27 protein-coding genes and 1 pseudogene are annotated in these 25466 nt (G+C 69.1%); 12 read left to right on the plus strand and 16 right to left on the minus strand.

Annotated elements, in window-relative coordinates; all coding sequences use genetic code 11:
* The first annotated feature begins 246 nt into the window (after positions 1 to 246).
* The 3 genes from ACWPN5_RS03255 (at position 247) to ACWPN5_RS03265 (ending at position 2079) form a co-directional block, all read left to right on the plus strand.
* A complete protein-coding gene (locus tag ACWPN5_RS03255) occupies positions 247 to 738 on the plus strand; it encodes a cache domain-containing protein (protein ID WP_247888609.1) in 492 nt (163 codons plus the stop codon).
* A gap of 252 nt (positions 739 to 990) precedes the next feature.
* Complete coding sequence (locus tag ACWPN5_RS03260; RefSeq protein ID WP_035675596.1) at positions 991 to 1458, plus strand: Dps family protein; 468 nt, start codon at positions 991 to 993, stop codon at positions 1456 to 1458.
* A gap of 144 nt (positions 1459 to 1602) precedes the next feature.
* A complete protein-coding gene (locus tag ACWPN5_RS03265) occupies positions 1603 to 2079 on the plus strand; it encodes a DoxX family protein (protein ID WP_247888244.1) in 477 nt (158 codons plus the stop codon).
* Between the two features lie 37 nt (positions 2080 to 2116).
* Here ACWPN5_RS03265 and trxB read toward each other — a convergent pair whose 3' ends face one another.
* From trxB to ACWPN5_RS03285, 4 genes are all read right to left on the minus strand, one after another.
* Positions 2117 to 3103 carry a thioredoxin-disulfide reductase gene (gene trxB, locus ACWPN5_RS03270; RefSeq protein WP_035675595.1) on the minus strand — a complete coding sequence of 329 codons (987 nt, stop codon included), beginning with the start codon at positions 3101 to 3103 and terminating at the stop codon, positions 2117 to 2119.
* A gap of 148 nt (positions 3104 to 3251) precedes the next feature.
* Positions 3252 to 3896, minus strand: a complete 645-nt coding sequence (locus tag ACWPN5_RS03275) for a 2OG-Fe(II) oxygenase (RefSeq protein WP_492294215.1) — start codon at positions 3894 to 3896, stop codon at positions 3252 to 3254.
* Positions 3897 to 3936: 40 nt separating this feature from the next.
* Positions 3937 to 4593 carry a 2OG-Fe(II) oxygenase gene (locus ACWPN5_RS03280; RefSeq protein WP_492294217.1) on the minus strand — a complete coding sequence of 219 codons (657 nt, stop codon included), beginning with the start codon at positions 4591 to 4593 and terminating at the stop codon, positions 3937 to 3939.
* Positions 4594 to 4757: 164 nt separating this feature from the next.
* Entirely contained in the window at positions 4758 to 5687 is a 930-nt protein-coding gene (locus ACWPN5_RS03285; protein ID WP_247888611.1) for a mitochondrial fission ELM1 family protein, read from the minus strand.
* Positions 5688 to 5924: 237 nt separating this feature from the next.
* On the opposite strand from ACWPN5_RS03285, the gene ACWPN5_RS03290 reads away from it, so the two are divergent.
* Together ACWPN5_RS03290 and ACWPN5_RS03295 are read left to right on the plus strand one after the other, a co-directional pair.
* On the plus strand, positions 5925 to 6479 hold the full coding sequence (locus ACWPN5_RS03290; RefSeq protein WP_145677495.1) for an Lrp/AsnC family transcriptional regulator: 555 nt from the start codon (positions 5925 to 5927) through the stop codon (positions 6477 to 6479).
* Between the two features lie 249 nt (positions 6480 to 6728).
* Positions 6729 to 7643 carry a dienelactone hydrolase family protein gene (locus tag ACWPN5_RS03295; RefSeq protein ID WP_492294220.1) on the plus strand — a complete coding sequence of 305 codons (915 nt, stop codon included), beginning with the start codon at positions 6729 to 6731 and terminating at the stop codon, positions 7641 to 7643.
* 120 nt (positions 7644 to 7763) lie between these two features.
* Here the strand turns inward: ACWPN5_RS03295 and greA are convergent, their stop codons facing one another.
* Together greA and carB are read right to left on the minus strand one after the other, a co-directional pair.
* Positions 7764 to 8237, minus strand: a complete 474-nt coding sequence (gene greA / locus ACWPN5_RS03300) for a transcription elongation factor GreA (RefSeq protein ID WP_081862970.1) — start codon at positions 8235 to 8237, stop codon at positions 7764 to 7766.
* Positions 8238 to 8319: 82 nt separating this feature from the next.
* Positions 8320 to 11571 (minus strand): carbamoyl-phosphate synthase large subunit, encoded by a 3252-nt coding sequence (carB, locus tag ACWPN5_RS03305; RefSeq protein ID WP_492294222.1) that lies wholly within the window; start codon positions 11569 to 11571, stop codon positions 8320 to 8322.
* Positions 11572 to 11891: 320 nt separating this feature from the next.
* Here carB and ACWPN5_RS03310 point away from each other — a divergent pair, with 320 nt between their 5' ends.
* The 3 genes from ACWPN5_RS03310 (at position 11892) to ACWPN5_RS03320 (ending at position 13929) form a co-directional block, all read left to right on the plus strand.
* On the plus strand, positions 11892 to 12716 hold the full coding sequence (locus ACWPN5_RS03310; RefSeq protein WP_492294224.1) for a PAS domain-containing protein: 825 nt from the start codon (positions 11892 to 11894) through the stop codon (positions 12714 to 12716).
* Between the two features lie 48 nt (positions 12717 to 12764).
* Entirely contained in the window at positions 12765 to 13115 is a 351-nt protein-coding gene (locus ACWPN5_RS03315) for a hypothetical protein (RefSeq protein WP_492294225.1), read from the plus strand.
* Positions 13116 to 13200: 85 nt separating this feature from the next.
* A complete protein-coding gene (locus ACWPN5_RS03320; RefSeq protein WP_492294227.1) occupies positions 13201 to 13929 on the plus strand; it encodes an MgtC/SapB family protein in 729 nt (242 codons plus the stop codon).
* A 13-nt stretch (positions 13930 to 13942) separates the two neighbouring features.
* On the opposite strand, the gene ACWPN5_RS03325 is transcribed toward ACWPN5_RS03320, so the two are convergent.
* From ACWPN5_RS03325 to ACWPN5_RS03335, 3 genes are read right to left on the minus strand one after another with little or no spacing between them, the layout of a single operon-like run.
* Positions 13943 to 14434, minus strand: coding sequence for a DinB family protein (locus ACWPN5_RS03325; protein ID WP_145682292.1), 492 nt, complete (start codon positions 14432 to 14434; stop codon positions 13943 to 13945).
* A 17-nt stretch (positions 14435 to 14451) separates the two neighbouring features.
* Positions 14452 to 16503: a DNA translocase FtsK gene (locus ACWPN5_RS03330; RefSeq protein WP_200476706.1), complete on the minus strand. Its 2052-nt coding sequence runs from the start codon at positions 16501 to 16503 to the stop codon at positions 14452 to 14454.
* Positions 16500 to 17075: a PAS domain-containing protein gene (locus ACWPN5_RS03335; RefSeq protein ID WP_492294230.1), complete on the minus strand. Its 576-nt coding sequence runs from the start codon at positions 17073 to 17075 to the stop codon at positions 16500 to 16502. Before ACWPN5_RS03335 ends, ACWPN5_RS03330 begins: the two co-directional genes overlap by 4 nt.
* A gap of 581 nt (positions 17076 to 17656) precedes the next feature.
* Between ACWPN5_RS03335 and ACWPN5_RS03340 the strand changes: the two genes are divergently transcribed.
* The 3 genes from ACWPN5_RS03340 to ACWPN5_RS03350 all read left to right on the plus strand — a co-directional run bounded on the left by ACWPN5_RS03340 (position 17657) and on the right by ACWPN5_RS03350 (position 20101).
* On the plus strand, positions 17657 to 18847 hold the full coding sequence (locus ACWPN5_RS03340) for a hypothetical protein (RefSeq protein ID WP_145682289.1): 1191 nt from the start codon (positions 17657 to 17659) through the stop codon (positions 18845 to 18847).
* Between the two features lie 106 nt (positions 18848 to 18953).
* A complete protein-coding gene (locus ACWPN5_RS03345) occupies positions 18954 to 19490 on the plus strand; it encodes a hypothetical protein (RefSeq protein WP_492294232.1) in 537 nt (178 codons plus the stop codon).
* Positions 19491 to 19555: 65 nt separating this feature from the next.
* Positions 19556 to 20101, plus strand: a complete 546-nt coding sequence (locus tag ACWPN5_RS03350; protein ID WP_492294234.1) for a hypothetical protein — start codon at positions 19556 to 19558, stop codon at positions 20099 to 20101.
* Between the two features lie 44 nt (positions 20102 to 20145).
* Here the strand turns inward: ACWPN5_RS03350 and msrA are convergent.
* Positions 20146 to 20788, minus strand: a pseudogene (msrA, locus tag ACWPN5_RS03355) (peptide-methionine (S)-S-oxide reductase MsrA).
* Positions 20789 to 20952: 164 nt separating this feature from the next.
* On the opposite strand from msrA, the gene ACWPN5_RS03360 reads away from it, so the two are divergent.
* Positions 20953 to 21396 (plus strand): RNA polymerase sigma factor region1.1 domain-containing protein, encoded by a 444-nt coding sequence (locus ACWPN5_RS03360; protein WP_145682286.1) that lies wholly within the window; start codon positions 20953 to 20955, stop codon positions 21394 to 21396.
* Between the two features lie 12 nt (positions 21397 to 21408).
* On the opposite strand, the gene ACWPN5_RS03365 is transcribed toward ACWPN5_RS03360, so the two are convergent.
* From ACWPN5_RS03365 to ACWPN5_RS03390, 6 genes are all read right to left on the minus strand, one after another.
* Complete coding sequence (locus tag ACWPN5_RS03365) at positions 21409 to 22284, minus strand: TrmH family RNA methyltransferase (RefSeq protein ID WP_492294236.1); 876 nt, start codon at positions 22282 to 22284, stop codon at positions 21409 to 21411.
* A gap of 66 nt (positions 22285 to 22350) precedes the next feature.
* On the minus strand, positions 22351 to 23334 hold the full coding sequence (locus ACWPN5_RS03370) for an SDR family oxidoreductase (RefSeq protein WP_145682284.1): 984 nt from the start codon (positions 23332 to 23334) through the stop codon (positions 22351 to 22353).
* 85 nt (positions 23335 to 23419) lie between these two features.
* Complete coding sequence (locus ACWPN5_RS03375) at positions 23420 to 23998, minus strand: YqaA family protein (protein WP_038529360.1); 579 nt, start codon at positions 23996 to 23998, stop codon at positions 23420 to 23422.
* A gap of 109 nt (positions 23999 to 24107) precedes the next feature.
* Positions 24108 to 24356, minus strand: a complete 249-nt coding sequence (locus tag ACWPN5_RS03380; RefSeq protein ID WP_145682283.1) for a hypothetical protein — start codon at positions 24354 to 24356, stop codon at positions 24108 to 24110.
* 89 nt (positions 24357 to 24445) lie between these two features.
* On the minus strand, positions 24446 to 24841 hold the full coding sequence (locus ACWPN5_RS03385; protein WP_145682282.1) for a c-type cytochrome: 396 nt from the start codon (positions 24839 to 24841) through the stop codon (positions 24446 to 24448).
* Positions 24842 to 24898: 57 nt separating this feature from the next.
* Entirely contained in the window at positions 24899 to 25306 is a 408-nt protein-coding gene (locus ACWPN5_RS03390; protein ID WP_492294238.1) for a winged helix-turn-helix domain-containing protein, read from the minus strand.
* Between the last annotated feature and the right edge of the window lie 160 nt (positions 25307 to 25466).

The following is a 25466-nucleotide window of genomic DNA, read 5'->3' on the forward strand; positions in this document are numbered from 1 at the left end:
CCAAATGCGGTCCGGGCCGGCGCGCTCCGTTAAATGGTGCCGATCGATCGGCGGAGGCCGGGCGGGCCTTTGGTGCCGGACGCTGGGGGACAGTGTGGCGCGCGCGGAACTTTGCGGCAATAGGCCGCAGGATTGCGGATTGCCGGAGACCGACTTTCTTTCGACAGTGGGCGGACCGATCGGCGCCCCGTCTCCGCATGACGCTTCCGCTTTGGCCGGTCCGGGGGATTTGCCATGAGATCTGTCATGAGCGCCTTTGTCCGAACGCCGCGGCGCCGCGTCCTGTGGGTCCTGCTGGCCGTCCTCCTGCTCGCGCCGTTGCAGCCGGCGGGCCTCCGCGCCCAGCCCGGCGATCCGGAGCGCGAGCAGGTCCGCGCCGTCGCGCTGAAGGCGGCGGAGCTGATCGCCACGCGGGGCCTGGAGGAGGCGGCGACGGTGTTCAACCGCGACGGCGAGTTCCGGCACGGCGCGCTCTACGTCACCGTCATCGACTTCGCCGGGGTGTGGAAGGTCTATCCGCCGCGGCCCGCCGGAGTCGGGATGAGCGTCATCAATGTGAAGGACCCGGACGGGCGCGACATCGTCCGCGATATCCTGTCGGTGGCGCGGGACGGGGGCGAAGGCTGGGTGGACTACCGCTGGCTGAATCCGGCCAACAACCGGATCGAGCCCAAGACCACCTTCGTGAAGCGCGTGCCGGGCCAGGAGCTGGTCGCCTATGTCGGCCTTTATCACTGACGGCGTGGGGCCGCGTCTTCGGAGCGCCCGATACGGACGCTTGATACGCATGCTGTTGCGGCGCACATCTTGATCCGCACCGGGCGCGCCCAAGCTTGTCGGGGTGGCCTTCACGGCATGCCGGGGCATGCGGATCGCGCAGGGCTGCTGTTTAGAAACTTTCTAAAGTAGGGACTTTACCCGGGGTGCAGCGGGGCGTAGCCTCGATTGCAGCCAAGAATGGAAGACAACCCCTCGGAGGATTGAGAAACCATGCAGATCGACATCGGGATCGCGGAAGCCGACCGCAAGGCCATCGCCGAAGGCCTGAACAACGTGCTCGCCGACACCTTCGCCCTGTATCTGAAGACGCATTCCTTCCACTGGAACGTCACGGGGCCGATGTTCAACACGCTCCACACCATGTTCATGACCCAGTACACGGAGCTGTGGACCGCCCTGGACGAGGTGGCGGAGCGCATCCGCGCCCTCGGCTATCCGGCGCCGGGCAGCTTCTCGCAGTTCACCAAGCTCGCCTCGATCAAGGAGGAGCAGGGCGTTCCGAACGCCCAGGAGATGCTGCGCCAGCTCGTCGAGGGGCATGAGGCCGTCGCCCGCACCGCCCGGAAGGTCTTCCCGACCGCCGAGGAGGCCAACGACCAGCCGACCGCCGACCTGCTGACCCAGCGCCTGCAGATCCACGAGAAGACCGCCTGGATGCTGCGCTCCATGCTGGAGTAGTCGGCAGCGCCGCCGGGCGGCGCAGCGCGGCCCGCGAATTGATGGGGCGCCGTCCTTCGGGTCGGCGCCCCGTCCTTTTGGGGCCAAAGAAAACAACAGGGGCGCAACAAGAGGCGGGGCCGCGCGTTCTCCAGGGAATGTCCGATGGACGCGGGAGAGGGCGCCATGGCCTCCTACGACTACGACCGGGTGCGGGGAGCGGACCGTGCGGCGACGGGCGGGCAGGATGCCCTGCTGCTGGCCGCGCGGCTGCTGATCGGGGCGATCTTCGTGCAGAGCGGATTCGGCAAGCTGATGGACCTCGGCGCGTTCGCCGGGAGCCTGGAAGGGCAGGGGTTGCCCATGCCGATGCTGCTGGCGGCGCTGGGCGGTGCGGTGGAGTGCTTCGGCGGTCTGGCCGTGGTGCTGGGGGCCTGGACGCGGCTGGCCGCGGCGGCGGTGGTGCTCTTCACCATCATGGCGACGCTGATCGCCCACCGCTACTGGACCTACCCGCCGGAGGCCCAGGGGATGCAGCGCATCCAGTTCATGAAGAACCTCGCCATCATCGGCGGCTTCCTCGCGCTGATCGCCGCCGGGGCCGGGCGGTTCAGCGTCGACGGGCTGATGAAGCGGCGGTAGGAGGGGGCCGGTCGCCCGGCCCCCGCCATAAAAAGCCTTACCAGTTGCCCGCCGGGCTCGGCTCGCCCTCGTGGTGGGCCAGCCAGCGCTCGGCCTCCAGGGCGGCCATGCAGCCCATGCCAGCGGCGGTGACGGCCTGCCGGTAAATCTTGTCCTTCACGTCGCCCGCCGCGAAGACGCCCGGCACGTTGGTGGCCGTCGAATCGGGGGCGGTGACGATGTAGCCCTCGGAGTCGGTCTCCACCTTGCCCTGGAAGACGGCGGTGGCCGGGACATGGCCGATGGCGACGAAGACGCCGGCGACCGGGATGACCCGCTCCTCGCCCGACTTCACGTTCTTCACGCGCACGCCGGTGACGCCGCGCGGGTTGCCCAGCGAGCCGTCGCCCTCGCCGACGATCTCCTCGACCACGCTGTCCCAGACCACCTCGATCTTGGGGTTGCGGAACAGCCGGTCCTGCATGATCCGCTCGGCGCGGAAGCTGTCGCGGCGGTGGATGACCGTCACCTTGGAGGCGTGGTTGGTGAGGTACAGCGCCTCCTCCACCGCGGAGTTGCCGCCGCCGATCACCGCGATCTCCTTGCCGCGGAAGAAGAAGCCGTCGCAGGTGGCGCAGGCCGACACGCCGAAGCCGCGGTAGATCTCCTCGCTGGAGATGCCCAGCCAGCGGGCCTGCGCGCCGGTGGCGATGATGACGCTGTCGGCGGTGTAGGTGTCGCCCGAGTCGCCCTTGCAGACGAAGGGGCGCTGGCTGAAGTCGACGTCGGTGATCAGGTCGAAGACCATCTTGGTCCCGACATGCTCCGCCTGCTTCTGCATCTGCTCCATCAGCCACGGCCCCTGGATGGGGTCGGCGAAGCCGGGATAGTTCTCGACGTCGGTGGTGATCATGAGCTGGCCGCCCGGCTGCATCCCCTGCACCATCAGCGGCTGCAGGTTGGCGCGCGCCGCGTAGATGGCCGCGGTGTAGCCGGCAGGACCGGCGCCGATGATGAGAACCTTGGTGTGGTGGGTGCTGGGCATCGCTCTGTCCGTCACGATCTGGTCTGGTGCGGACCATAGGGCCGCGCCGAACATATGGTCCAGATCGGGCGCGCTGTCATCGGAAAGCCTGCCATGCCGCCCCCTCATGGGGACGATGTTTCACCCCGGCCGGCCCGGGGATCGTCCCTCACGGGTGGGCCGGGGCCGGGGCCTTGCGGTTCTTCAGCCAGGCGCCGACGCGGTGGCGCCACTGCTCGTGCCAGATGTAGACGCTGTTGCGGACCCAGTTCATCTGCACGGCGCGGCGCCGGCCCTCGAAGGAGTGGTGCCCGTGCCAGGAGGTGTCGCAGCGGCGGAAGCACAGCAGCGTCCCCTCGTCCGGCGGCACCTCGGCGGCGTAATCCTCCAGGTTCGGGCTGCGCAGGACGCGCAGGCGCCCGCCCGACGCCTCCCAGGGTGGGTTCATGTAGATCAGGACGGTGACGATCTTGCTGGCCGAATCGGGGTGGATCTTGCCGTCCGTCGCCCGGCACATGCCGCGGGCGGTGAACATGGTCGGGTAGCGCGACAGGTCCAGCCCGAACTTCTCCGAGAAGGCCTGGCAGACCGCCTCGCCGCGCAGCTCCTCGATCAGGGCGTCGAAGGCCGGGCCCTGCGGGAAAACGCCCAACGGGATCGAGCCGGGTTTGTCCACCCTGGGGTAGTCGCGGTGCAGAGCCTCCAGATGCTCCCGCTTCACGAAGCCGGGGACGCAGAGGAAGTCGAACGGCTCGTGCTGCAGCGGGGTGGCGCGGAAGCGGTCCAGATCCAGCATGGAGAAGGGCGTGGACATGGGGCGGTCTCCAGACGGCAACAATTCAGGCCACGGCAATTCAGGCGACAGGCGTGTCGGGGAAGGCCAGCTCGTGGCGCGCGCGCCATTCAGGGCCGACGTAGTTCACGATGATCGACTTGCGGACGCCGCGGATCGGGCGCGGGGCGAAGCCATGCCACGTGTTCGTCCCGGGAACGAAGACCAGTCCCCCGTTGAAGGCGTAGGGCGCGCGGGTGACGACGGTGCGGGTGGCGTCCAGCACGTCGGTGCCCCAGCCGGCGCAGTCCGGCCCCTTGGAGAGATAGATCAGCATCGTGAACTTCTTGACGCCGATGTCGGTGTGCGGCTCCAGCCAGAAGCCGTCGGTGTCCTGGCAATATTCTATGCGCAGCGAGGTGCCGGCCAGATCGACGCCGCAGGTGCGCCCGATCGCCTCCGTCACCGCCCGCTGCTGGAAGGCCGTGGCGACCGCGTCGCAGACGGGATGCTCGGCCCGGCTGCGGGCGCAGAAATAGCTGCGGGTGGCGTTGTTGGTGTCGCGCTTGCCCATGGTGTCGCCGACCGGCGGCGGCGCCCAGGGCAGGGCGGCGATGCCGTCCGCGGCCTCGTCGGTGAGCGCGCGCGACAGCAGCCAGTGGCGATAGGGCTCATCCTTGATCGGGGCGTTGTCCAGGCAGCGGATGAAGGCATCCTGGACCGCGTCGGGCGTGACCATGCGAAGAAATCCAATGCGTCCCAGCGGTAAAAGCGAATTATCACGCGCCGGGACACGCGCTAAATGAATTAGCGTTCATGAAGCGTTTGACAGGAATCTCCTCTGATGAGGGCAAGCAAACAACGATGCATCGCGGCAACGCGGGGCGCGCGGCGCCCCGGATTTCAAGCGCCATGCTTGGCGCGATGGGCGAGAAGACGGTGCCGCAACTCTTCGGCGACTTGCCGGGTGTCGTCCAACGTTGGGTAGGTCCACTGTTCCAAGGCGCCGGTGAAGGGCCGGGTGATGCCTTCCTTGTAGAGTTCTTCGTGGAAGCTGCGGAACTTGGGCGAGCCGCCCTCCAGCTCGATCACGTAGACCGGCTTTCCGGTGGAGCAGGCTTCCGAGGTCATGGACACGCTGTCGCAGGTCACCACCACGGCGTCGGCCAGCCCGAGATAGGCGAAATAGGGGTTCTCGCCGGTGCCGTCCCACACCTCCGCCGGCAGGCCGTTCAGGCGGGCGCGCAGGATCGCCTCGTTGTCGGCGCCGGTGCGGCGCGACGGGGTGACCATCAGCCCGGCCCCCTTGCCGCGGGCCAGCTCCGACAGCTTCTCCGCGACGTCGCCCATGATGGTCGGGGTCAGGGCGTAGACGCCGTTGGTGCCGCCGATCAGAACGGCGACGCGCGGGTGCGGCAGGTCGGCGAGCCGCGGGGCGTGGCGCTGCGCCGCCTCGGCCAGCAGCTTGGGCGTCACACGGTGCAGGGCGCCGCGGGTGGCCATGACGTTGGGGCCGCGCAGCCGGTCGTGGCGGGGCACCACGACGAGGCCGAAATGGCGCGGGTTGATCTGGGGGTCCTGGATGTAGACGGTGAAGGTCCGGCCGCGCGACTGCTTGCTGGCGGCCAGCAGCGGCGCGATGGCCTGACGCCCCGACCCGATCATCAGGTCGGGCCAGGGCGCGCGGATGGGATCGCCCTCCGGCCCGGCGGCGAAGCGGTTGCCCAGCCGCAGGAACGGGCTGAGCTGGCGCCACGGGCTGCGCAGCCGCACCCGCTTCACGACGGGGGTGAGGCCCAGCGCCTCGGCGAGGCCGATGCACTGGTTTTCCATGCCGGGCTTGCCGTCCGAGACGACCCAACAGGTGAGGGAACCGGGAAGGGAGGACTGCATCGTCACACGAATGGTTTTGAGGGTGCGGCGGGTTGTCGCGCCCAGGTGGGCGTCGGAGCTGGATACATCGATAGAAAGTTTTTCCACCGACGCCGATACGGGTTTCTTGCTTGGCGTGGATGGCTGCGCCGTGTAATATCCTTTCTTCAAATCACCCCCGGAGCGACCGAGCAAACCATGCGGCGGGTCAAACTCGACCGAATTGACCGGCGGATTTTGCGCGACCTGCAAAATGACGGCCGGATGACCAACGTAGAACTCGCGAGGCGTGCCGGCATCTCTGCCCCTCCGTGTTTGCGGCGTGTCCGCGCCTTGGAAGAGGCGGGCTTCATCCGCGGCTATCACGCCGACATCAATCCCGACGCGCTCGGGTTCGGTGTCACCGTGTTCGCCCAGGTCGGCCTGTCCAGCCAAGCTGAAGTGGACCTAAAGAAATTCGAGGAACTCGTCAACTCCTGGCCCATGGTGCGTGAATGCAACATGCTGGCGGGCGAGTATGATTTCCTGCTGAAGATCGTTGCGGAGGACTGGGACGACTACCAGCGCTTCCTGACCACGAAGCTGACGGCGGCGCCCAACGTGGCGCACGTCAAGTCGGCCCTGTCGATCCGCACGTCGAAGCACACGCCCGGTGTGCCGATCGATGTGGACTCGCCGGACATCCCCGACTCGCTGGAGGATGACGACGAGGAGGACGAGGGCGAGTCCTCGACCCGTCTGGCGCGCCGCTGACGCGGCACCGCACCGACGCTTAACCAGTCACGGCCAGCCGGCATCGCACCCACCCTGTGGGCGGCGTCGCCGGCTGTTCGCGTTTCGGGAACGCGGCCCCTGCGCAATTTTGTGACGGCGAGCCTTTCCGAAAATGGTTCCCTGCCCGTCTTCGCACATGCGATGTTTTTCGCGGCGAAGGTGCTAAACTTGCGCGACACCGACTTCGCCGCTTTTGCCCGTGATGATTTTGTCCGTGATCGGGAGACGATGATGGCCTCACCCCGCCGCCGTGCCCTTCCGCCGCGCCTCCTCCTGCCGACGCTGACTCTCGCCGCCGTCCTGGCCCTGCCGCCCCTGCTCGGCCCCGCGCCGGCCGTGGCGGCGACGCCCGGAGTCCATGCGGAGGAGATCGTCCGCTTCCCCTCGCTCGACGCCGACCTGACCAGCGGCGCCCCGACGCCGCTGACCGGGCGCTTCCTGCGGCCCAAGGCCGACGGTCCCTACGCCACGGTCGTCCTGCTGCACGGCTGCAGCGGCCTCTACGCCAAGACCGGGCGGGTGGCGGCCCGGCACATCGACTGGGCGCTGACGCTGCGCGAGCAGGGCTACGCGGTGCTGATGGTGGACAGCTTCGGCCCGCGCGGCGTGGCCGAGGTCTGCACGGTCAAGGAGCGCCCCGTCCGGGCGACCGAGGAGCGCAAGCGCGACGCCTGGGCAGCGCTGGCCTATCTGCGCGCGCGCAGCGACGTGGACGGCGAGCGGATCGCCCTGATGGGCTGGTCGCAGGGAGCCGGCACGGTGCTGGCCGCCTATGGGCCGGGCGGTCCGGGCGGCGGCTTCCGCGCCGCCGTCGCCTTCTACCCCGGCTGCCGGACGCCGCTGAGCGACGCCGATTGGCAGCCCGAGGGTCCGCTGCTGATGCTGCTGGGCGGCAAGGACGAGTGGACCCCGGCGGAGCGCTGCCTGGAACTGGCGAACCGCGAGCCGGTGAAGGAGCGCACCGAGGTCGTGGTCTACCCCGACGCCCATCACGGCTTCGACTCCCCCCATGCGCCTTTGCGCAAGCGCCGCAATCTGGCGACCGCCCCGGCGGGCGAGGCGACGGTCGGCACCGACGAGTCCGCCCGCAAGGACGCCATCGAGCGGGTCAGCGCCTTCCTGGCGGAACGGCTGCGGGGGTAGGGGGCGCGCCACGGCTGAAAAACAAAGCGCCCCGCACCGGTTGTCGGTGCGGGGCGTTTCGTTTCGCGGTCGGTGGCGGGGCCGATCTTGCGAACCGGCCCCTGAAGCGTGAACCCGCGCTTACTTGAAGGCGACGGTGACGATCTCGTAGACCTTGGAGCCGCCCGGCGTGGAGACTTCCACGCTGTCGCCGACCGACTTGTTGATCAGCGCGCGGGCCAGCGGCGCCTGGATGGACAGCATGCCGTTCTTGATGTCGCTCTCGTCCTGGCCGACGATCTGGTAGGTGATCTCTTCGTCGGTGTCCTCGTCCGCGAGCGTGACGGTGGCGCCGAACTTCACCGCACTGCCGGACAGCTTGGTCGGGTCGATGACCTCGGCGCGGCTGATCTTGTCCTCCAGCTCGGCGACGCGGCCCTCGATGAAGCTCTGGCGTTCACGCGCGGCGGTGTATTCGGCGTTTTCCGACAAGTCCCCGTGCTCACGCGCCTCGGCGATCGCCTTGATGACGTTGGGCCGTTCGACAGTCTTGAGGTGCTTCAACTCCTCTTGCAGGCGGTTGTATCCCGCCGCAGTCATTGGAACTTTTTCCATCGTTCAATCCATCACCATGCCGACGCAGCGCCCTGGGAAAGCTACGGCGCGGCGGAGGAGGTCCGCCGCGCCGTAAACCGTCCTAATAGGAACCGCTAAGGTACGACTGCAACGGCGCGACTTCAAGGCTGCCGTTCCGGAGTGCGGCAATCGCTTCCACCGCCGCGCGTGCACCGGCCATGGTGGTGTAATAAGGCAGGTTGTAGGTCAGCGCCGTGCGCCGCAGGCTGAAGCTGTCGGACAGGGCCTGCGCGCCGTCCGTGGTGTTGATGACCAGATGCACCTCGCCGTTGATCATCGCGTCGACGATGTGCGGCTGGCCTTCCACCACCTTGTTGATCGACTCCGCCGGGACGCCGGCCTGGCGCAGCGCCGCCGCGGTGCCGGTGGTCGCCAGGACGCGGAAGCCCATGGCGTGCAGCTTCTGCCCGATCTGCACGGCCGACGGCTTGTCGCGCTCCTTCACCGAGATGAAGACCGTGCCCTGGACCGGCAGGGTGACGCCGGCGCCGAGCTGCGACTTGGCGAAGGCCAGCGCGAAGTTGTGGTCGAGGCCCATCACCTCGCCCGTCGACTTCATCTCCGGGCCGAGCACGATGTCGACGCCGGGGAAGCGGGCGAAGGGGAACACGGCCTCCTTCACGGCGGTGTGCGGCGGGGTTGGGCCGTTCAGCGTGAAGTCGGCCAGCTTCTCGCCGGCCATGACGCGGGCGGCGACCTTGGCGATGGCGGTGCCGGTGGCCTTGGCGACGAAGGGCACCGTGCGGCTGGCGCGCGGGTTGACCTCCAGGATGTAGACCGTGCCGTCCTTCACCGCGAACTGGACGTTCATCAGCCCGACGACGTGCAGGGCACGGGCCAGCGCCTCGCCCTGGCGGCCAATCTCGGCGATGGTCTCGGCGGGCAGCGAGTAGGGCGGGAGCGCACAGGCCGAGTCGCCGGAATGGATGCCGGCCTCCTCGATGTGCTCCATGATGCCGGCGATGTAGACCTGGCCGGTGGCGTCGGCCACCACGTCCACGTCCACCTCGATGGCGTCCTGCAGGTAGCTGTCGATCAGCACCGGGTTCTTGCCCGACACCTTCACGGCGTTGCCCATGTAGCGCTTGAGCCCGGCCATGTCGTGGACGATCTCCATCGCGCGGCCGCCCAGCACGTAGGACGGACGGATGACGACGGGGAAGCCGATCCGCGCGGCAACCGTCTCCGCCTCCTCCAGCGACCGGGCGAGGCCGTTGGCCGGCTGCAGCAGGTCGAGCTGGTGCAGCAGCTTCTGGAAGCGCTCGCGGTCCTCGGCGAGGTCGATGGCGTCCGGCGAGGTGCCGAGGATCGGGATGCCGGCCTTCTCCAGCGCGTCGGCCAGCTTCAGCGGGGTCTGGCCGCCGAACTGCACGATGCAGCCGAGAACCGTGCCGTTGCGCTGCTCGACGCGGACCAGCTCGATCACGTCCTCGGCGGTCAGCGGCTCGAAATACAGGCGGTCGGCGGTGTCGTAGTCGGTGGACACCGTCTCCGGGTTGCAGTTGACCATGATGGTCTCGATGCCGGCCTCGCGCAGGGCGTAGACGGCGTGGACGCAGCAATAGTCGAACTCGATGCCCTGGCCGATGCGGTTCGGCCCGCCGCCCAGGATGACGACCTTCCGCTGAGCGGTCGGGTCCGATTCGCACTCGGCGGCGCCGGTGCCGTCGGTTTCGTAGGTGGAGTACATGTAGGGCGTGCGCGAGGCGAACTCGGCCGCGCAGGTGTCGATGCGCTTGAAGACCGGCGTGACCCCGGCGGCGCGGCGGGCCTCGGCGACCTCGGCCTCGCTTTTGCCGGCCAGCTCGGCCAGACGGGCGTCGGAGAAGCCCATCTGCTTCAGCGCCTGCCAGCCGGCCTTGTCGGTCGGCAGGCCGCCGCTGCGGATCGCCTGCTCGCGGTCCACGATGGCCTTGATCTGCTCCAGGAACCACGGGTCGTACTTGGAGACCTGCTGGACCTCGGCGACGGTGAAGCCGTGGCGGAAGGCCTGGGCGATGACCAGCAGGCGGTCCGGCGTCGGCCGGGCCAGCGCGCCGCGGATGGCCGAGGCGTCCGGCGTGTCGCTGTCGCCGATGCGCACCTCGTTGAAGCCGGTCAGGCCGGTCTCCATGGAGCGCAGCGCCTTCTGCACCGACTCCTGGAAGGTGCGGCCGATCGACATGGCCTCGCCCACCGACTTCATCGAGGTGGTCAGCAGCGGCTCGGTGCCGGCGAACTTCTCGAAGGTGAAGCGCGGCATCTTGGTGACGACGTAGTCGATCGTCGGCTCGAAGCTGGCCGGGGTGGTGCCGGTGATGTCGTTGGTCAGCTCGTCCAGCGTGTAGCCGATGGCCAGCTTCGCGGCGATCTTGGCGATCGGGAAGCCGGTGGCCTTCGAGGCCAGCGCCGAGGAGCGCGACACGCGCGGGTTCATCTCGATGACGATCAGCCGGCCGTCCGCCGGGTTCACCGCGAACTGGACGTTGGACCCGCCGGTCTCCACCCCGATCTCGCGCAGCACCGCGATCGAGGCGTTGCGCATGATCTGGTATTCCTTGTCCGTCAGCGTCAGCGACGGGGCGACGGTGATCGAATCGCCGGTGTGGACGCCCATCGGGTCGATGTTCTCGATGGCGCAGACGATGATGCAGTTGTCCGCTTTGTCGCGGACGACCTCCATCTCATACTCCTTCCAGCCCAGCACCGACTCCTCGATCAGCACCTCGCCGACCGGGCTGGCGCGCAGGCCGCCGCGCACGATGTCCTCGAACTCCTGACGGTTGTAGGCGATGCCGCCGCCGGTGCCGGCCAGCGTGAAGCTGGGGCGGATGATCGCGGGCAGGCCGACGAACTCCAGCGCCTCGGTCGCCTCCTGCATGTTGCGCACGAGGCGCGAGCGCGGCGATTCCAGGCCCAGCTTGTCCATGGCGTCGCGGAACAGGATGCGGTCCTCGGCCTTGGCGATGACGTCGCGCTTGGCGCCGATCATCTCCACGCCGAGCCGTTCGAGGGTCCCGTCGTCGGACAGGGCCATGGCGGTGTTCAGCGCGGTCTGGCCGCCCATGGTCGGCAGCAGGGCGTCGGGGCGCTCCTTCTCCAGGATCTTCGCCACCACGGCCGGGGTGATCGGCTCGATGTAGGTGGCGTCGGCCAGACCCGGATCGGTCATGATGGTGGCCGGGTTGGAGTTCACCAGGATGACGCGGAAGCCTTCCTCGCGCAGCGCCTTGCACGCCTGGACGCCGGAGTAATCGAACTCGCAAGCCTGGCCGATGACGATCGGCCCCGCGCCGATGATGCAGATGGATTTGATATCAGTGCGCTTGGGCATGGGTCCGCTTCTCGACGTTCGTGCAGCAAAAGCCCCCTCGCGCCATTGGCCCCTTTCGGGGCGCGGGTGTGAGAGGGCACGGATCAATATGTCGTTGCGAGGCCCCTTTATAGGGAACAAGGCGGCGCGGGGGAAGGGGTGGGATGATGCGCGGGCCACATGTCTGAAACATCGCCAGCGGGCGGCGAGGCAAGGCTTGAACCCGCGCCGAAAGGGCGTCATCAATCGGGGTGCGCCGGAAACCCGGCGTGTTCCGAATTCGTCCAGCGGGAGAAGCCCGCACACCTGATCCTGATCGCCGCCGGAGTTCGCGCCCAACGATGACCCACGCTTTCGCCAAGGACAGCCGCGCCTGCGCCGCCTGCGTTTCGTGGGGGGGCGACCGCGCCCTGTCGGACGACAACACGCTCGTCCACGTCGACCGCTACAGCGCGGAGGGGGAGTGCCGGACGGCGACCAGCCAGGATTACCGGAAGGTCACGCGCTCCTACCACACCTGCGCGACCTGGGCGCCGCTGCCGATGCTGAAGAAGCACGGCGGCCGGCCGGAGCGCCAGCCGGTCTTCGCCAGCCGCCCGGCGCCCGCCCTTGCCGCCGTCACGCCGGTGCCCGAGGCCGTGGCGGCCGCGCCGGTGCGCGTGGTTGCCACCGCCGCCCCAGCCGTTCCGCCGCCGCCCCCCGCGCCGCCGGTCTGCCGGTCGGAGCCGCTGGACCTCGACCAGATCCCGCAGATCGCCAGCCTGCTCTACGTCCACTGGCGCCGCGTCCTCCGTGGGCGTCCGATGCCGGAGGCGCATGACATCGACACCGCCCAGATCCGCGAATGCGTGCCGCGCCTGTGCCTGATGGAGCCGCTGCGCGGCGGCGAGGACTTCCTCTACCGGGCCTGCGGGCGGGCGGTGCAGCGGCGGATCGGGCAGCGCGTGGTGCCGCGCCCGGTCAGCGACTGCCACCCCGCCGAGGCGGCGGCGCGCTTCAACGCCGACCTGCGCGCCTGTCTGGAGACGGGGGAGCCGCGCGGCCTCCTGGTGCGCGACGACCCGATGCTGCCGGGCGCGCGCTTCGTCGAACTGCTGCTGCCGCTGTCCGACGAGGACGGCCGCCCGGCCCGCGTGCTGGCTTTCCGGCACGTGCCGGGGGGCTGACGGGAGGCGGCGGTGCCCTGGAGCGCCCAGCCCCCGCCGGGATCTCCGATGCCGTCGCCCGGCGACGGCAAGCCGGTCGGCGGCGCCGATATGGTGGGGGTTTGGCCCTCCGCCGTGTGGATCGTTGTCGGCACGCTCTTCTATCTGGAGAACCCGCAGAGCTTCGCCGGCTGGAAGGGCGCGCTCTATTACGTGGTCGGCACCGCCGCCGTGGCGCTGGTGATCGGGCTGGTCAGCCTGAACCTGCGCCGCGCCATCGCCGGCATGCTGGCCGAGGTGTTTCCCCGCCGCGACCGTTTCACCGACCTCGTGAGCCTGATGCTGCGGCTCATGCTGGCGACCGCGGAGGGCATGCTGGTGGCCCTGCTCGCCCGCTGGACGCTCGGCGCGCTGGGGTAGGGCGCGTTGGGTAGGGTGATCCTTCGCTAACCAATCGGCGCTACACTGGGCGTCCCGGGACCGCTCGTTCCGGGGAGGGAGCGTCATGCAGAACCTGTCCGCCTACTGGTCACCGGCTGAACTGGCCGTCAACGGAATCATCCTGCTGCATCTGGTCGGGGCGCTGGGTCTCGGCATCCTGATGGGCTACGAGCGCTCCTTCCACGGGCGGGCGGCGGGGATGCGGACCTACGCGCTGGTCTGCCTCGCCTCGACGGCGCTGACCGTGGTCAACGCCTATCCGGGGCTGTGGTACGGCGGCATCGGGAGCGGAAACGGCGGGGGCGGCGACCCGACGCGGGTCGTTCAGGGCATCGTGACCGGCATCGGCTTTCTCGGCGCCGGGGTCATCATGCGGGAGGGCTTCTCCATCCGCGGCCTGTCCACCGCGGCGTCGATCTGGACGGCGGCGGCGGTCGGGGTGACAATCGGGCTCGGCTTCTACGCCGCGGCCATCGGCGCGGCCTTCCTGGTCATCCTGGTGATGAGCGCCTTCCGCCGGCTGGAGGCGGTGCTGCCCCACCACACGGTGGTCCAGGTGATGCTGGTGTTCGAGCGCGATCAGGCGCCCCCGGCGGAGGTGCTCCGCGTCAAGGCGCTGGAGCACGGCTACGAGATCGTGTCCTGGGCATTCCACCTGCGCAACGGCAGCGGTCACCTGGAGTATCAGCTCACGCTCCAGGCCAACGGCACGCCGGACCCGATGGAGCTGATCGACAAGCTGGCCCGCACCAGCCGGGTGGTGGAGTTCCGCCTGTCGCCGTCGCGCATGTGAGAGACCGGCGGGGCTACTTGTCCAGCAGGAAATAGGCGAGGTCGATGCTGGGCGCGGCCAGCCCGAACTGCGTCAGCAGGGTGTGCACCTGCCCGCGATGATGGGTCTGGTGGTTGAACACATGGGCCAGCACCGCGGAGAAGGGCATGGTGAAGGCCTGCCCGGCCAGCGAGTGGTAGTGGAGGTCGGTGGCGAAGCGGGCCTCCTCCTGCGCCGCCACGACGCGGATGAGGCGCTCGTCCTCCGCCTCGCGGGCGGCGCGCAGATCGTCGAAGCCGTCATAAAGGATCTCGTCGAGGGCGAAGGGCGTCGGCCCGTCCCCCTCGATGCGGCGCAGCCACACCCGGTCGGCCACCAGGATGTGGTTCAGCGTGCCCCGCACCGAGCGGAAGAAGGCGCTGCGGTCCTCGCGGTACTGGGCGTCCGACAGCTCGGCCGCCACCGCGTAGAGGCGGCGGTTGGCCCAGCGGTTGTAGCGCGCGAACCGTTCGAAATGCGCCCTCATCGCCCTCTCTCCCTTCCCTAGACCCCGGCGCGCTTGGCCGACAGGCCGGCGGGGGACAGCAGCACCTCGCGCTTGCCCTGGTGGTTGGCTTGGCCGACCACGCGCTCCGTCTCCATCCGCTCGACCAGACGGGCGGCGCGGTTGTAGCCGATCTGGAGCTGGCGCTGGATGAAGCTGACCGACACCTTGCCCTCGCGCACCACCAAGTTGACGGCCTGCATGTAGAGGTCGTCGCCGGAGTTGCTACCGCCGCTCTCGTCGTCCTCGTCGGCGACCGCCTCATCCTCTTCCTCGGTGATGGCGGTGACGTAGTTGGGGGCGCCCTGCGACTTGATGAACTGCACGATCTCCTCGACCTCCGAATCGGAGACGAAGGGGCCGTGGACGCGGGTGATGCGGCCGCCGCCGGCCATGTAGAGCATGTCGCCCTGGCCGAGGAGCTGCTCCGCCCCGGCCTCGCCGAGAATGGTGCGGCTGTCGATCTTGGAGGTGACCTGGAAGCTGATGCGGGTCGGGAAGTTGGCCTTGATGGTGCCGGTGATTACGTCGACCGACGGGCGCTGCGTCGCCATGATCAGGTGGATGCCGGCGGCCCGCGCCATCTGGGCGAGGCGCTGGATCGCCGCCTCGATCTCCTTGCCGGCGACCAGCATCAGGTCGGCCATCTCGTCGACAATCACGACGATGTAGGGGAGCGGCGTCGGCTCCTGCGGGGTCAGGTCGAAGACGGTCTCGGCCTCGCCGGGAACATGGCGGCGGGGCATCGGCTCGCCGTTGGCGATCATCTCGGCGATGCGGGCGTTGTAGCCCTCGATGTTGCGCACGCCGAGCTTGGACATCGCCTCGTAGCGGCTCTCCATCTCGCGCACGGCCCAGCGCAGCGCGATGACGGCCTTCTTCGGGTCGGTGACGACCGGGGTCAGCAGGTGCGGGATGCCGTCATACACCGACAGCTCCAGCATCTTCGGGTCCACCATGATGAAGCGGCAGCGCTCCGGCGGCAGCCGGTAGAGCAGCGACAGGATCATCGTGTTGATGGCGACCGACTTGCCCGACCCGGTGGTGCCGGCGACCAGCAGGTGCGGCATGCGGGCGAGGTCGGCGACCACCGGTTCCCCACTGATGTCCTTGCCGAGCGCGATGGCGAGGTGGGCCTGCGATTCGGCGAAGGCCGCGTGGTCGAACATCTCGCGCAGATAGACCATCTCGCGCACCGGATTCGGCAGCTCGACGCCGATCACGCTACGGCCCGGCACGATGGCGATGCGGGCGGTGACCACGCTCATGGAGCGGGCGATGTCGTCGGTCAGGTTGATGACCGTCGCCGACTTGGTGCCCGGCGCCGGCTCGAACTCGTAGAGCGTGACGACGGGGCCGGGGCGCACGTCCATGATCTCGCCGCGGACGCGGAAGTTCCGCAGCACCGTCTCCAGCATCCGCGCGTTGCGGGCCAGGACCGTCTCGTCATGCTGCTGCGGCGGGCGCGGCGGCGGGTTCTGGAGGAGCGTGGTGCCGGGCAGCGCGTAGGGGTCGTCTTCCCCGGTGGGCTCGCCGTACGCCGCGTCGTCCTCGTCCGCGCTCTCCTCGTCGGCGTTGTCCTCATCGGTGCCATCCAGCGCGACGGAGTCGTCGGCGTACGCGCCCTCCTCGTCATCGCAGGCGAGGGCATCGTCCGCCGCGTCCTCGGACGTCTCGTCCTCGGGCAGATCCTCGGCGTCGGGAATGAGGACGTCCTCGACCTCCGCCGGCGCGTCCACGGCCGCATCCGACACCAGGACCGGGGCCGCCTCCGCGGGTCGCGCCTCATAGGCCCATTCGACGCCGGACAGGAACGCGAAGCCGGCGACCACCGCCAGCGCCTCGTCGCCGAGGTTGGTCGAATAGACCGTGCCGGCCCGCGGGGTTCCGGGCAGCACCTCCACATCCCACAGCAACCGCCCGTCCGGGCGCGCGTTGGGAATCAGGTTGAAGGGGCGGCCGTTCAGCGCGCACCACAGATTGAACTCGTCGGCGGTGACGACTCCCGACTGGGTCGCGGGCGCGGTCAGGTGGGGCGTGCGCGGCGTCATGCCGGGGCTCCCGGTTTCTGTTCGGTGGAGAAGGACTCGCCGTCTTCGGCGTCGTCGTGGGTGTCGTCGGTCTCGGTCTCGGTCTCGGTCTCGGTCTCGGCGTCCGCGATCCCGTCCGTTTCGGCGTCTTCGTCCGCAAGAGCCTCGGGGGCGGGGGCCGCCGTGCCGTCCGCATCCGGTTCATCGTCATCCGGCGCGTCGACGTCCAGCTCGGCCTCGTCATCCGTCTCCTCGTCCGCCGCGGCGGGAATGAGCGCGGCGCAGGGCGGTTCGTCCGGCGGCTGTTCGTAGGCGGCGACCAGGATCTTGTCGATGGTCTCGCCGTCGCTGGACATCGGCAGGGCCAGCCGCTCCCAGGTCCGCATGACGCCGCTGAAGTCGGCGGTGTAGACGCGGGCGACCGGCAGCCGTTCGCGCAGGAGCGAGGCGTATTCGGGGCGCAGGATGGCCCGCTGCTCCTCCGGAAGATCGTCCAGCGTGGCGCCCAGGCGCGAATGCCCGAAGGCGGCGGCGAGCGACTGGCCGTAATAGGAGTAAACGAAGTCGTCGTCGCCGATGACTTCGAAAATCACAATATTATCCTTCCACGGCCGCAGGTCTGCCGGGGCGATGCTGCTGGACACCGGCGGCCTTCCGCCGATGCATTTGGTGAGCCAGAAGTCAAGCAGGCCGCTCAGGTGCGGCGTCGCCAGCTCGGTTCTTTCCTTGATCATGGATTGGGCGCGGAATGTCTCGGGCGGCGCCCCGCGGGGCTACCCCCTGGAGCTTTCATGGACCGCCGGAACCATACCCGGAAGGGGCGGGCAGGCGCAACCGCAAGGGCGACGTTGCCCAAGGGCCGGACATGGATTCCCGGGCGGGTGTGTCCGTGGCTCCCGTCCGGTCCCGCGCGGGCGCGCCGGACGGCAAAACCTTGAAGCAAAGGGTCTTTTCACGATCAATCGATAATTCACATTCGAAGCATATCTTAAGGAATCACACGCTTATGTGCAGAACAATAATAATAAATAATCAGGCATGATAATGATCCATCATGCAGTTGTACTCTTTATAAAAAAGACTCTTAGTGGTTGATTGCTTTCTGATGTGGTGCTACAAGATGTTTGTCGCGATTGAAGTGCTGACGTTTGAACACAAAATAAAGGAGGAAACTGTGACGACATTTCTTGATCTGCAAAATGGCTTCTACAACGGGCTCTGCCAGGGCCTCGGCCTGTCGCCGAGCTCGTTCCAAATTCTGCAGCCGTCGCCGCCGCTTGTGGCCAACAACAACACGCTGTTGTGGGATTACTTCAACAACATCCCGCCGCAGTCGCTGACGCAGAACTACATCGCGAGCGGCGGCAACCAGTTCTTCTCCAACTACAAGGGCATCATCAGTTCGCTGGTCGCACCGCCGAACACCTTCGAGGCGGACATCGGGCCGGACAACTACAAGGCCTGGAAGAGCTACATCGCCGGCATCGTGCCCACGCCGGCGGCCAACCAGCTCCCCAGCACCTTCTTCCAGTGGGGCATGATCAACGCGCCGACCGTGGCGAACATCGGTGCGCAGGACCTGTCGGCGATGCTGCTCGAGACCGTCAGCGCCGCCAGCCTGGCGCTGATGCCCTACACCAGCGTGCCCTTCCAGACGCCGCCGGCCCCGCCGCCGGATTGGAACGCCGGCTATGCGGTGCTTGCCCAGCAGCTGTCGCAGGCGCCGTCCCGCTCGTTCACCTTCTCCAGCTCGACCATGAACAGCAACGTGTCGAGCAGCTGGTCGAAGGGCGGCAATTCGGGCTTCTTCGGACTGTGGGGCGGCAGCAGCTCGACGTCCTCCCAGAGCACGAAGTTCGCCTCCAGCAACGTGCAGATCACCAAGGCGACCTTCCGGCACCTGCTGACCTTCGCCGCGTCGCCGGGCAACTGGTACAGCTCGTCGGCGATGGGGCTCGCCTATTCCAGCGCCGATACGCCGCCGTGGAGGACGGGGGCGCTGCCCAGCTGGAAGACGGTGTTCGATCCGTCCACGGGCACGACCACCCGGTTCATGGTCAACCTGATCGTGGCCGACACGATGTACATCGAGGTCACGTCGGACGCCAAGTTCGACGCCAACGACCAGAGCGTCATCAACAACAACAAGTCGTCCGGCCTGTGGCCCTTCTACACCAGCGGGTCGGGCAGCGGCTCCTCGACCTCGGTGTCCTTCAACCAGAACGGCAACATGACCGTCACCATCACCAGCGATCCCGGCGTTCCGATCGTCCTGGGCGGCAACGTCCTGCCGGTCCAGACCTATCTGGGCCATTCGACCGCCGCCCTGAAGTCCGTGTCGCACAAGGCGCCGGCCATGGCCTGAGGGCCGGGGCCGCCGCCCGCTGAAACCGCGGCGAGTGGGGGCCGGCCGTACCCGCGGCCGGTCCCCTTCGCTTCATGACGCTCCGGACGGAAATCGGGAGAACGCGATGTTACGCCAACACGAAGCCGCTGCGGTCACGCCGGGCGGCATGGAAGGGCTTCAGAACCGCTGGTACAATGCCGTCGTCCGATCGCTCAATCTCACGTCCGCCGCGTTCCAACTCCTTCAGCCGTCCTTCGTCGTGCCCCAGACGAATCTGGGGCTGTGGCGTTACGGCCAGGAGATTCCGCAGCGTTCCCTTACGGCGAACGCCTACGACATGAGCCTGGACCGCTTTTTCGACATCTACGCGGCGGTCGTCGGCCAACTGAACTTTCCCGAGTCCTGCTTCAGGGCGGACATCGGCGACGACACCTACGAGGCGTGGACCGCTTATCTTGCGACGCTCCACCCCCAGCCGTCCGCCCAGCAACTGCCATCGCTGTTCCTGGTCTGGGCGATGATCAACGCGCCGACGGTCGCCAACGTGGGGCAGCAGGATCTGGCGGAGATCGCCCTGATCGGCTCGGCCCAGGCGGCGCTGGAGCCGTATGCCGGACCGGACGGGCAGCCTGCGGAGTTCGGGGAAGCTACGCGCAGCTGATCCAGAGCCTGGCCCATGGCATCACCACATCCTTCAGCTTCGACAGCAGGACGGCCAGCGGCGATGTGTCCGGCTCCTGGACCGGCGGCGTCGACACCGTCAGCGACGGGTTGTGGAGCGGCGCGGTTCCGGGCAACCGCCAAAGCCTGCTGTTCTCGCGCAGCCACGTGCAGGCGTCGGTCGGCGTGTCGGGGCTGGTCACCTGGCCGCTCACGCCGGGCCCCTGGTACGATTCCTCGATCTTCGCGACCGCCTACGCCGATCCGGCCACGCCGCCCTGGCCCGACCCGGCCCAACCCGCCTGGGACGCGGTGTTCGGCGCCGACGGCAGCCTGCCGCGGGTCATGGCGTCGCTGGCGGTGGCGAAGGGGATCGACGTGACCGTCACCTCGGACGCGGTTTATTCGCCCCTGGACCAGGCCATCATCGAAACCTTCGCCCCGCTCGGCCTCTGGCCCTTCTACCTGCCGAGCGGCATGGCGCAGACCACGGTCAGTTTCGGACCATCCTCGGGCATGACCATCCGGACCGTCTCGGCGCCGGGAACTCCGGTCGTTCTGGGCGGCAACGTTCAGGCCATCGGCGCCTTCCTGGGAGTCGGGGCGGGGTAGGCGTCCGACCAGCGGGCGCCCCGTCCCCTCTCACCCCGTGCCGGTCACCCGACGCAGCTCACCCCGGTGCCGCCCAGCCCGCAATAGCCTGCGGGATTCTTGGACAGATACTGCTGGTGGTAGTCCTCGGCGTAGTAGAAGGGCGGGGCCTCGCGCAGCTCCGTCGTCACCGGGCCGAAGCCGGCCTGCTGCAGGCGGGCCTGATAGGAACTCGCGGCTGGCCTCGGCGGCGGCGCGCTGGGCCTCGCTGTGGGTGTAGATGGCCGAGCGGTACTGCGTGCCGACGTCGTTGCCCTGACGCATGCCCTGGGTCGGGTCGTGCGCCTCCCAGAAGACGCGCAACAGCTCCTCGAACCCGACCTTGGCCGGGTCGTAGACGACGCGCACCACCTCGGTGTGGCCGGTGCGGCCGGAGCAGACCTCCTCATAGGTCGGGTTGGGGGTGTGGCCGCCCTGATAGCCGACCATGGTCGTCCAGACGCCCGGCACCTTCCAGAACTTGCGCTCCGCCCCCCAGAAACAGCCGAGCCCGACGTCGACGACCTCCAGACCCTCCGGATAGGGCGGGGTCAACGGGTTGCCGTTGACGTGGTGGCGCGGCGGCACGGGAACCGGCGTGTCGCGCCCGGGCAGGGCCTCCGCCGCGCTGGGCAGCGCCAGGGGCTTGCGCATGAACATTCCGAGCATCTCGGCCTCTCCGATGGCGTAGGAATTGGGGATGGGGACTTGGGGATTATGTCGGGTCGCCCCGCCCCGGAGGCAAGTTGCCGCCTTTGCAAGGGAGCCTTCCGCGGCCCCGCCTGTTTACCCTTCGGAATGTTCAGTCCAAGGTGGAACCGCGGGAGAATACGATGACGATCGACGACGCCACCCTCCAGCGCCTGATCGACAAGGGGCGCAAGCACGGCAACCGGCTCGGCATCGAGCAGCTCGGCCAGGACGTGCCGGTGGAGACGATGACCCCGGAGGAGGTCGCCGTCGTGGTGGAGCGGCTGGAGGCCGCGGGCATCGACGTGGAGCTGACCGACGAGCGGCTGAAGCGACCGCGCGGCGGCGGAGATTATGAGCGCGGGGCCGGCGTGGTCACCATCGCCAGCCCGGCGGCGCCCGCGGTGTCAGCCCCCGGCGCCCGCCCGTCCGAACATGGCTGGGCCGACGAGGGGCTGGGCCACGCCCACGGCGCGCATCACGGCTCCCGTCGGGCGCCGACCTGGGACCGCGACGGGGTGGACATGCTGCCCATCGTCTCGGTCCTGGTGGTGGCGCTGGTGCTGATCATCGCCCTGGGCGGCTGACCCGCCAAACCGTCAGCCCGGCTTGGCCAGCGCGTGGATGAGGATCGCCGCGGTCGCCGCGACGTTCAGCGACTGGATGCGGCCGGTGCCGGGCAGGGTCAGGATGTCCTCGCAGGCGGCGAGGGTGGCGGGCGGAAGCCCGTCCTCCTCGTTGCCCAGCACGACGGCGGCAGGCCGGTCCCCGGTGGCGAGGGCCGCCGGGTCGGTGACCACCGCCCGGCCGCGGCCCAGCGCCGTCCCGGCCACCCGGTGGGACTCGCGCAGCCGCTTCAGGACCGCCGGCAGGTTGGCCGCCCGGTACAGTTCCACCCACTCGAAGCCGCCTTCGGCGACGCGGTAGGCGGACTCCGACGGCAGGGCCTGTCCGGGATGGTCCGAGACCACGACGCGCCGCAGGCCGAAGAAGGCGGCGGTGCGCAGGATGGCGCCCAGATTGTGCGGGTTGCCGACCCCGTCGAGGATCAGCAGCGGCTGCCCGTCCGCCGCCCAGCGCTTCGCCGCCTCCACGTCGAAGGCCGGCACCGGGCGCGGCGCGATCAGCGCGACCACCCCGCCGTGCAGCACCGTTCCGGCGACCTTGGCCAGCTCGTCGGCCTCCACCATGCGGTAGGGCCGGCGCGCCGCCGCCATCGCCTTGCAGAAGTCGCCGGTCTTCGCCTTCAGCCGCTCCTCGAAGAACAGCCGCTCCACCCGCGCCGCGTCATGGGCGAACAGGGCGGAGACGGCGGACAGGCCGGCGACGCGGAACAGCTTCCCCGCCTCCCGGCCCGGCTCCTCGCGTAGCCCGTCCCGGCGCGGATCCTTGCCGGCGTGGGGAGGACCCGGACGCGGGGAGCGGGCAGGGGAGGGGACGGGCGGACGGCCGCGCGGGGTCGTCGGCTTCGGCATGATGGACTCGGGGGCTTGGGGAACGGGCCGGCATTCTGGACCAACCCGTTCCCGAACTCAAAGCCCTCAGTGGTTTCCGTTCTTGCTCCGCGCGTAGCCGGCGTAGGCCGCAGCGGCGGCGGCCGCGACCCCGGCGACGAGCAGCGGCGACACCCAGCCGGGCGGCGGGGTGCGGAAGCCGCCGGTGACGCCGCGGCCGCGCTCCACCGGGCTGAACAGGTTCCCGTCGCTCGGCGCGGCGGGCGGAGTCCGGCTGAAATGGCGGTGGGCGCCGTGTCCGGCGATCTTCTCCATCAGGCGCGGCGCCACCGCATGCCCCAGCCGGGTCAGCGGCGTCATCGCCCCGACCATCGCCTGGGCGCGCGGGCGCAGGGCGAGGGACAGCACGGTGTCCGCCACATCCTGCGGGTCGTCGTAGAAGGGGCTTTCCGCGTCCAGCTGGTGGCCGGTGTAGTTGGCGCCGTGCGACATGCCCGGCGTGTCGGTGAAGAACGGGTAGACGCCGCAGACGTGGACGCCCGGCGCGTCGACCAGCTCCGCCCGCAGGCTTTCCAGAAGCCCCTCCAGCCCGAACTTGCTGGCGGCGTAGGCGGCGGCGTAGGGGGCGGGCGCCCAGGCCCCGACCGACACGGTGTTGATGAGCACCCCATGGCCTTGCCGGCGGAACAGCGGCAGCACGGCGTGGGCGGCGTACAAGGGGCCGAACAGGTTGGTCTCGACGACGCGGCGGTGCGCCTCCAGCGGCGTGTCCTCGAACCGCCCGACGGCGCCGACCCCGGCGTTGCTCACCCAGACATCGATGCCGCCGTACAGCTGCATTGCCCGGTTGGCCAGCCGGAGCACCGCCTGGGCGTCGGTGACGTCGGTGGGCACCACCTCGGCCTCGCCGCCCAGCTCCCGGCATTCCTCGGCGACCTCGCCGAGCAGGGCCTCCCGCCGGGCGGCCAGCACCAGCCTGGCCCCCTCCCGCGCGAAGGTCAGGGCGGTGGCCCGCCCGATCCCGCTCGACGCTCCGGTCACGACCACCACGGCTCCGCGCACGCTGTCCATCCATCCTCTCCCGATCAATGCCTTCTGCGGCATCAACAGGACGGGACGGCGGGGCGTCGCGGTGCCGTGGCGACGGCGGGGCGGATCAGATCAGCTTGATCGCCAGGAAGCCGCCGATCAGCGCGACGGCGAAGGCGGTGGTGACCAGGGTCAGCCGCTTTTCAATGAAGGCGCGCACCGGCTCGCCGAACCAGTAGAGCAGGGCGGCGACCAGATAGAAGCGGATGGCCCGCGACAGGATCGAGGCGCCGATGAACACCCAGATGTTCAGCTTCGCCACACCCGCGGTGATGGTCAGCAGCTTGTAGGGGATGGGCGTCATGCCCTTGATGATGAGAATTTCCGCGCCGTATTCGACGAAGGTATGGCGCAGCGTCTCGAACTGGGCTTCCAGGTGGTAGAAGTCGATGACCGCCTTGCCGATGGCCTCGTACAGGAAGAAGCCGATCATGTAGCCGGCGACGCCGCCCACCACCGAGGCCAGCGTGCAGATCGTCGCGATCCGCCACGCGGCCTGCCGGTTGGCGAGCACCATCGGCACCATCAGGATGTCCGGCGGGATCGGGAAGAAGGAGCTTTCCGCGAAGGAAACCCCCGCCAGCCAGGTGGTGGCGTTCTTCGAGGCCGCCTTGGCCATCGTCCAATCGTAAAGGCGCTTCAGCATGCCGGTCGCAGCCCGTGTTGTGCCGGTGAGGGAGCCCCTGTTTTAGCGGGGGACCGGGCCAGCGGCTACGACCAATTCGGGGCGGCCCCGGAAAGGCTACGCCATCGGCCTAGCGGGGCGCGGGCGTGCTCCCGGACTCGGCGGTGTCCGGTTCCGCCTTCTCAGGGTCGGCGCGCGCCACCGGATCGCAGTCGCCGTCGCGGGAACCGCCGGGATGGCCGCCCGGCATGCCGCGGTAGCGCGTGTCCGGGTTGGACCCGCCGCCGCCGCTCTGCTCGTCGCACAGCCGCCCGATGTCGGTCTTGCGGATGGGCTCCTTGGGCTCGCTGGTCGTCTGCCCGGTGTGGTCGTCGGTCATGGCCGGTCTCCGGCTGCGGTGTGGGAAACCGGGCAACAGGCCAGCGCCGCCGCGGTTCCCGTTCCGCCCAGCTTCCGCTCCACCGGCGCTCACTTCGTCGCGGATTCCAGATAGGCGATCAGGTCGGCCCGGTCCTCCGGCTTCGCCACCCCGGCGAAGGCCATGCGGCTGTCGGCGATGACCGCCTTCGGGTTGGCGAGATAGGGGTCGAGCGTCTTGGCGTCCCACGCGATGCCGGAGGCCTTCAGCCCCTCGGAGTAGTTGGCGTAGCTCTCCACGGTGCCGGCCTTGCGCCCGAACAGCCCGTGCAGCGTCGGGCCGACGCGGTTCTTGCCCGCCTCCACCGTGTGGCAGGCCTTGCACTGGCGGAACAGCTTCTCGCCGTTCGCCGGATCGCCGTCGGCCAGGGCCGGGAGCGGCGCCGCGGCGAGAAGGACCAGGGCGGCCAAGGCAGTACGGGCGGCGGTGGGGGCGGCGGTGCGCATGGGTCGTGGGCCTCCTTCGTTTCGCCGCGGCGGAAGGTCGCGGCGTCGAGGGAGACTTTACGGATCGCCGGAGTCCGGGCCATTGGACTTTGGATCAGCGGAGTCCGCGCCTTTTTCGGACGCCGCCTCCGGTTTCAGCGCCTCGTCCAGCCAGGCGAGGTGGGGCGCGGCGGCGCGGCGGGCCTCCTCCTCCATGCAGCGGTAACGGGCGATCACCTCCTGTCCGAAGGCGGTCAGGCCGGTCCCGCCGCCCTCCCGCCCGCCGACGTTGGTGCGCACCACCGGCTCGCGGAAGGCGGAGTTCATGGTTTCCACCAGGAACCACGCGCGGCGGAAGGACATGCCGAGCGCCCGCGCCGCCGCGGAGATCGAGCCGGTGCGGTTGATCTCCTCCAGCAGGGACACCTTGCCGGGTCCGATGGCGCCGGAGGGGTGGAGGAAGCGCAGCCGGATGTCGGTCGTCATGGCCTGAAGTCTCGCCGGGAAACGGATGGGTCTCCGCCCAAGGTATCATCGGACGGGCGGTGGTCGGTCCCGAATCTGGGGCTGGTCGCGTCTGCAACCAAAGTCGAATTTACCGGCCTTCCCCGAAACCGCGATAACGGCGGGGCGCTGTGACGGATAC

This window comes from Azospirillum sp. UENF 211521 (assembly GCF_058780535.1).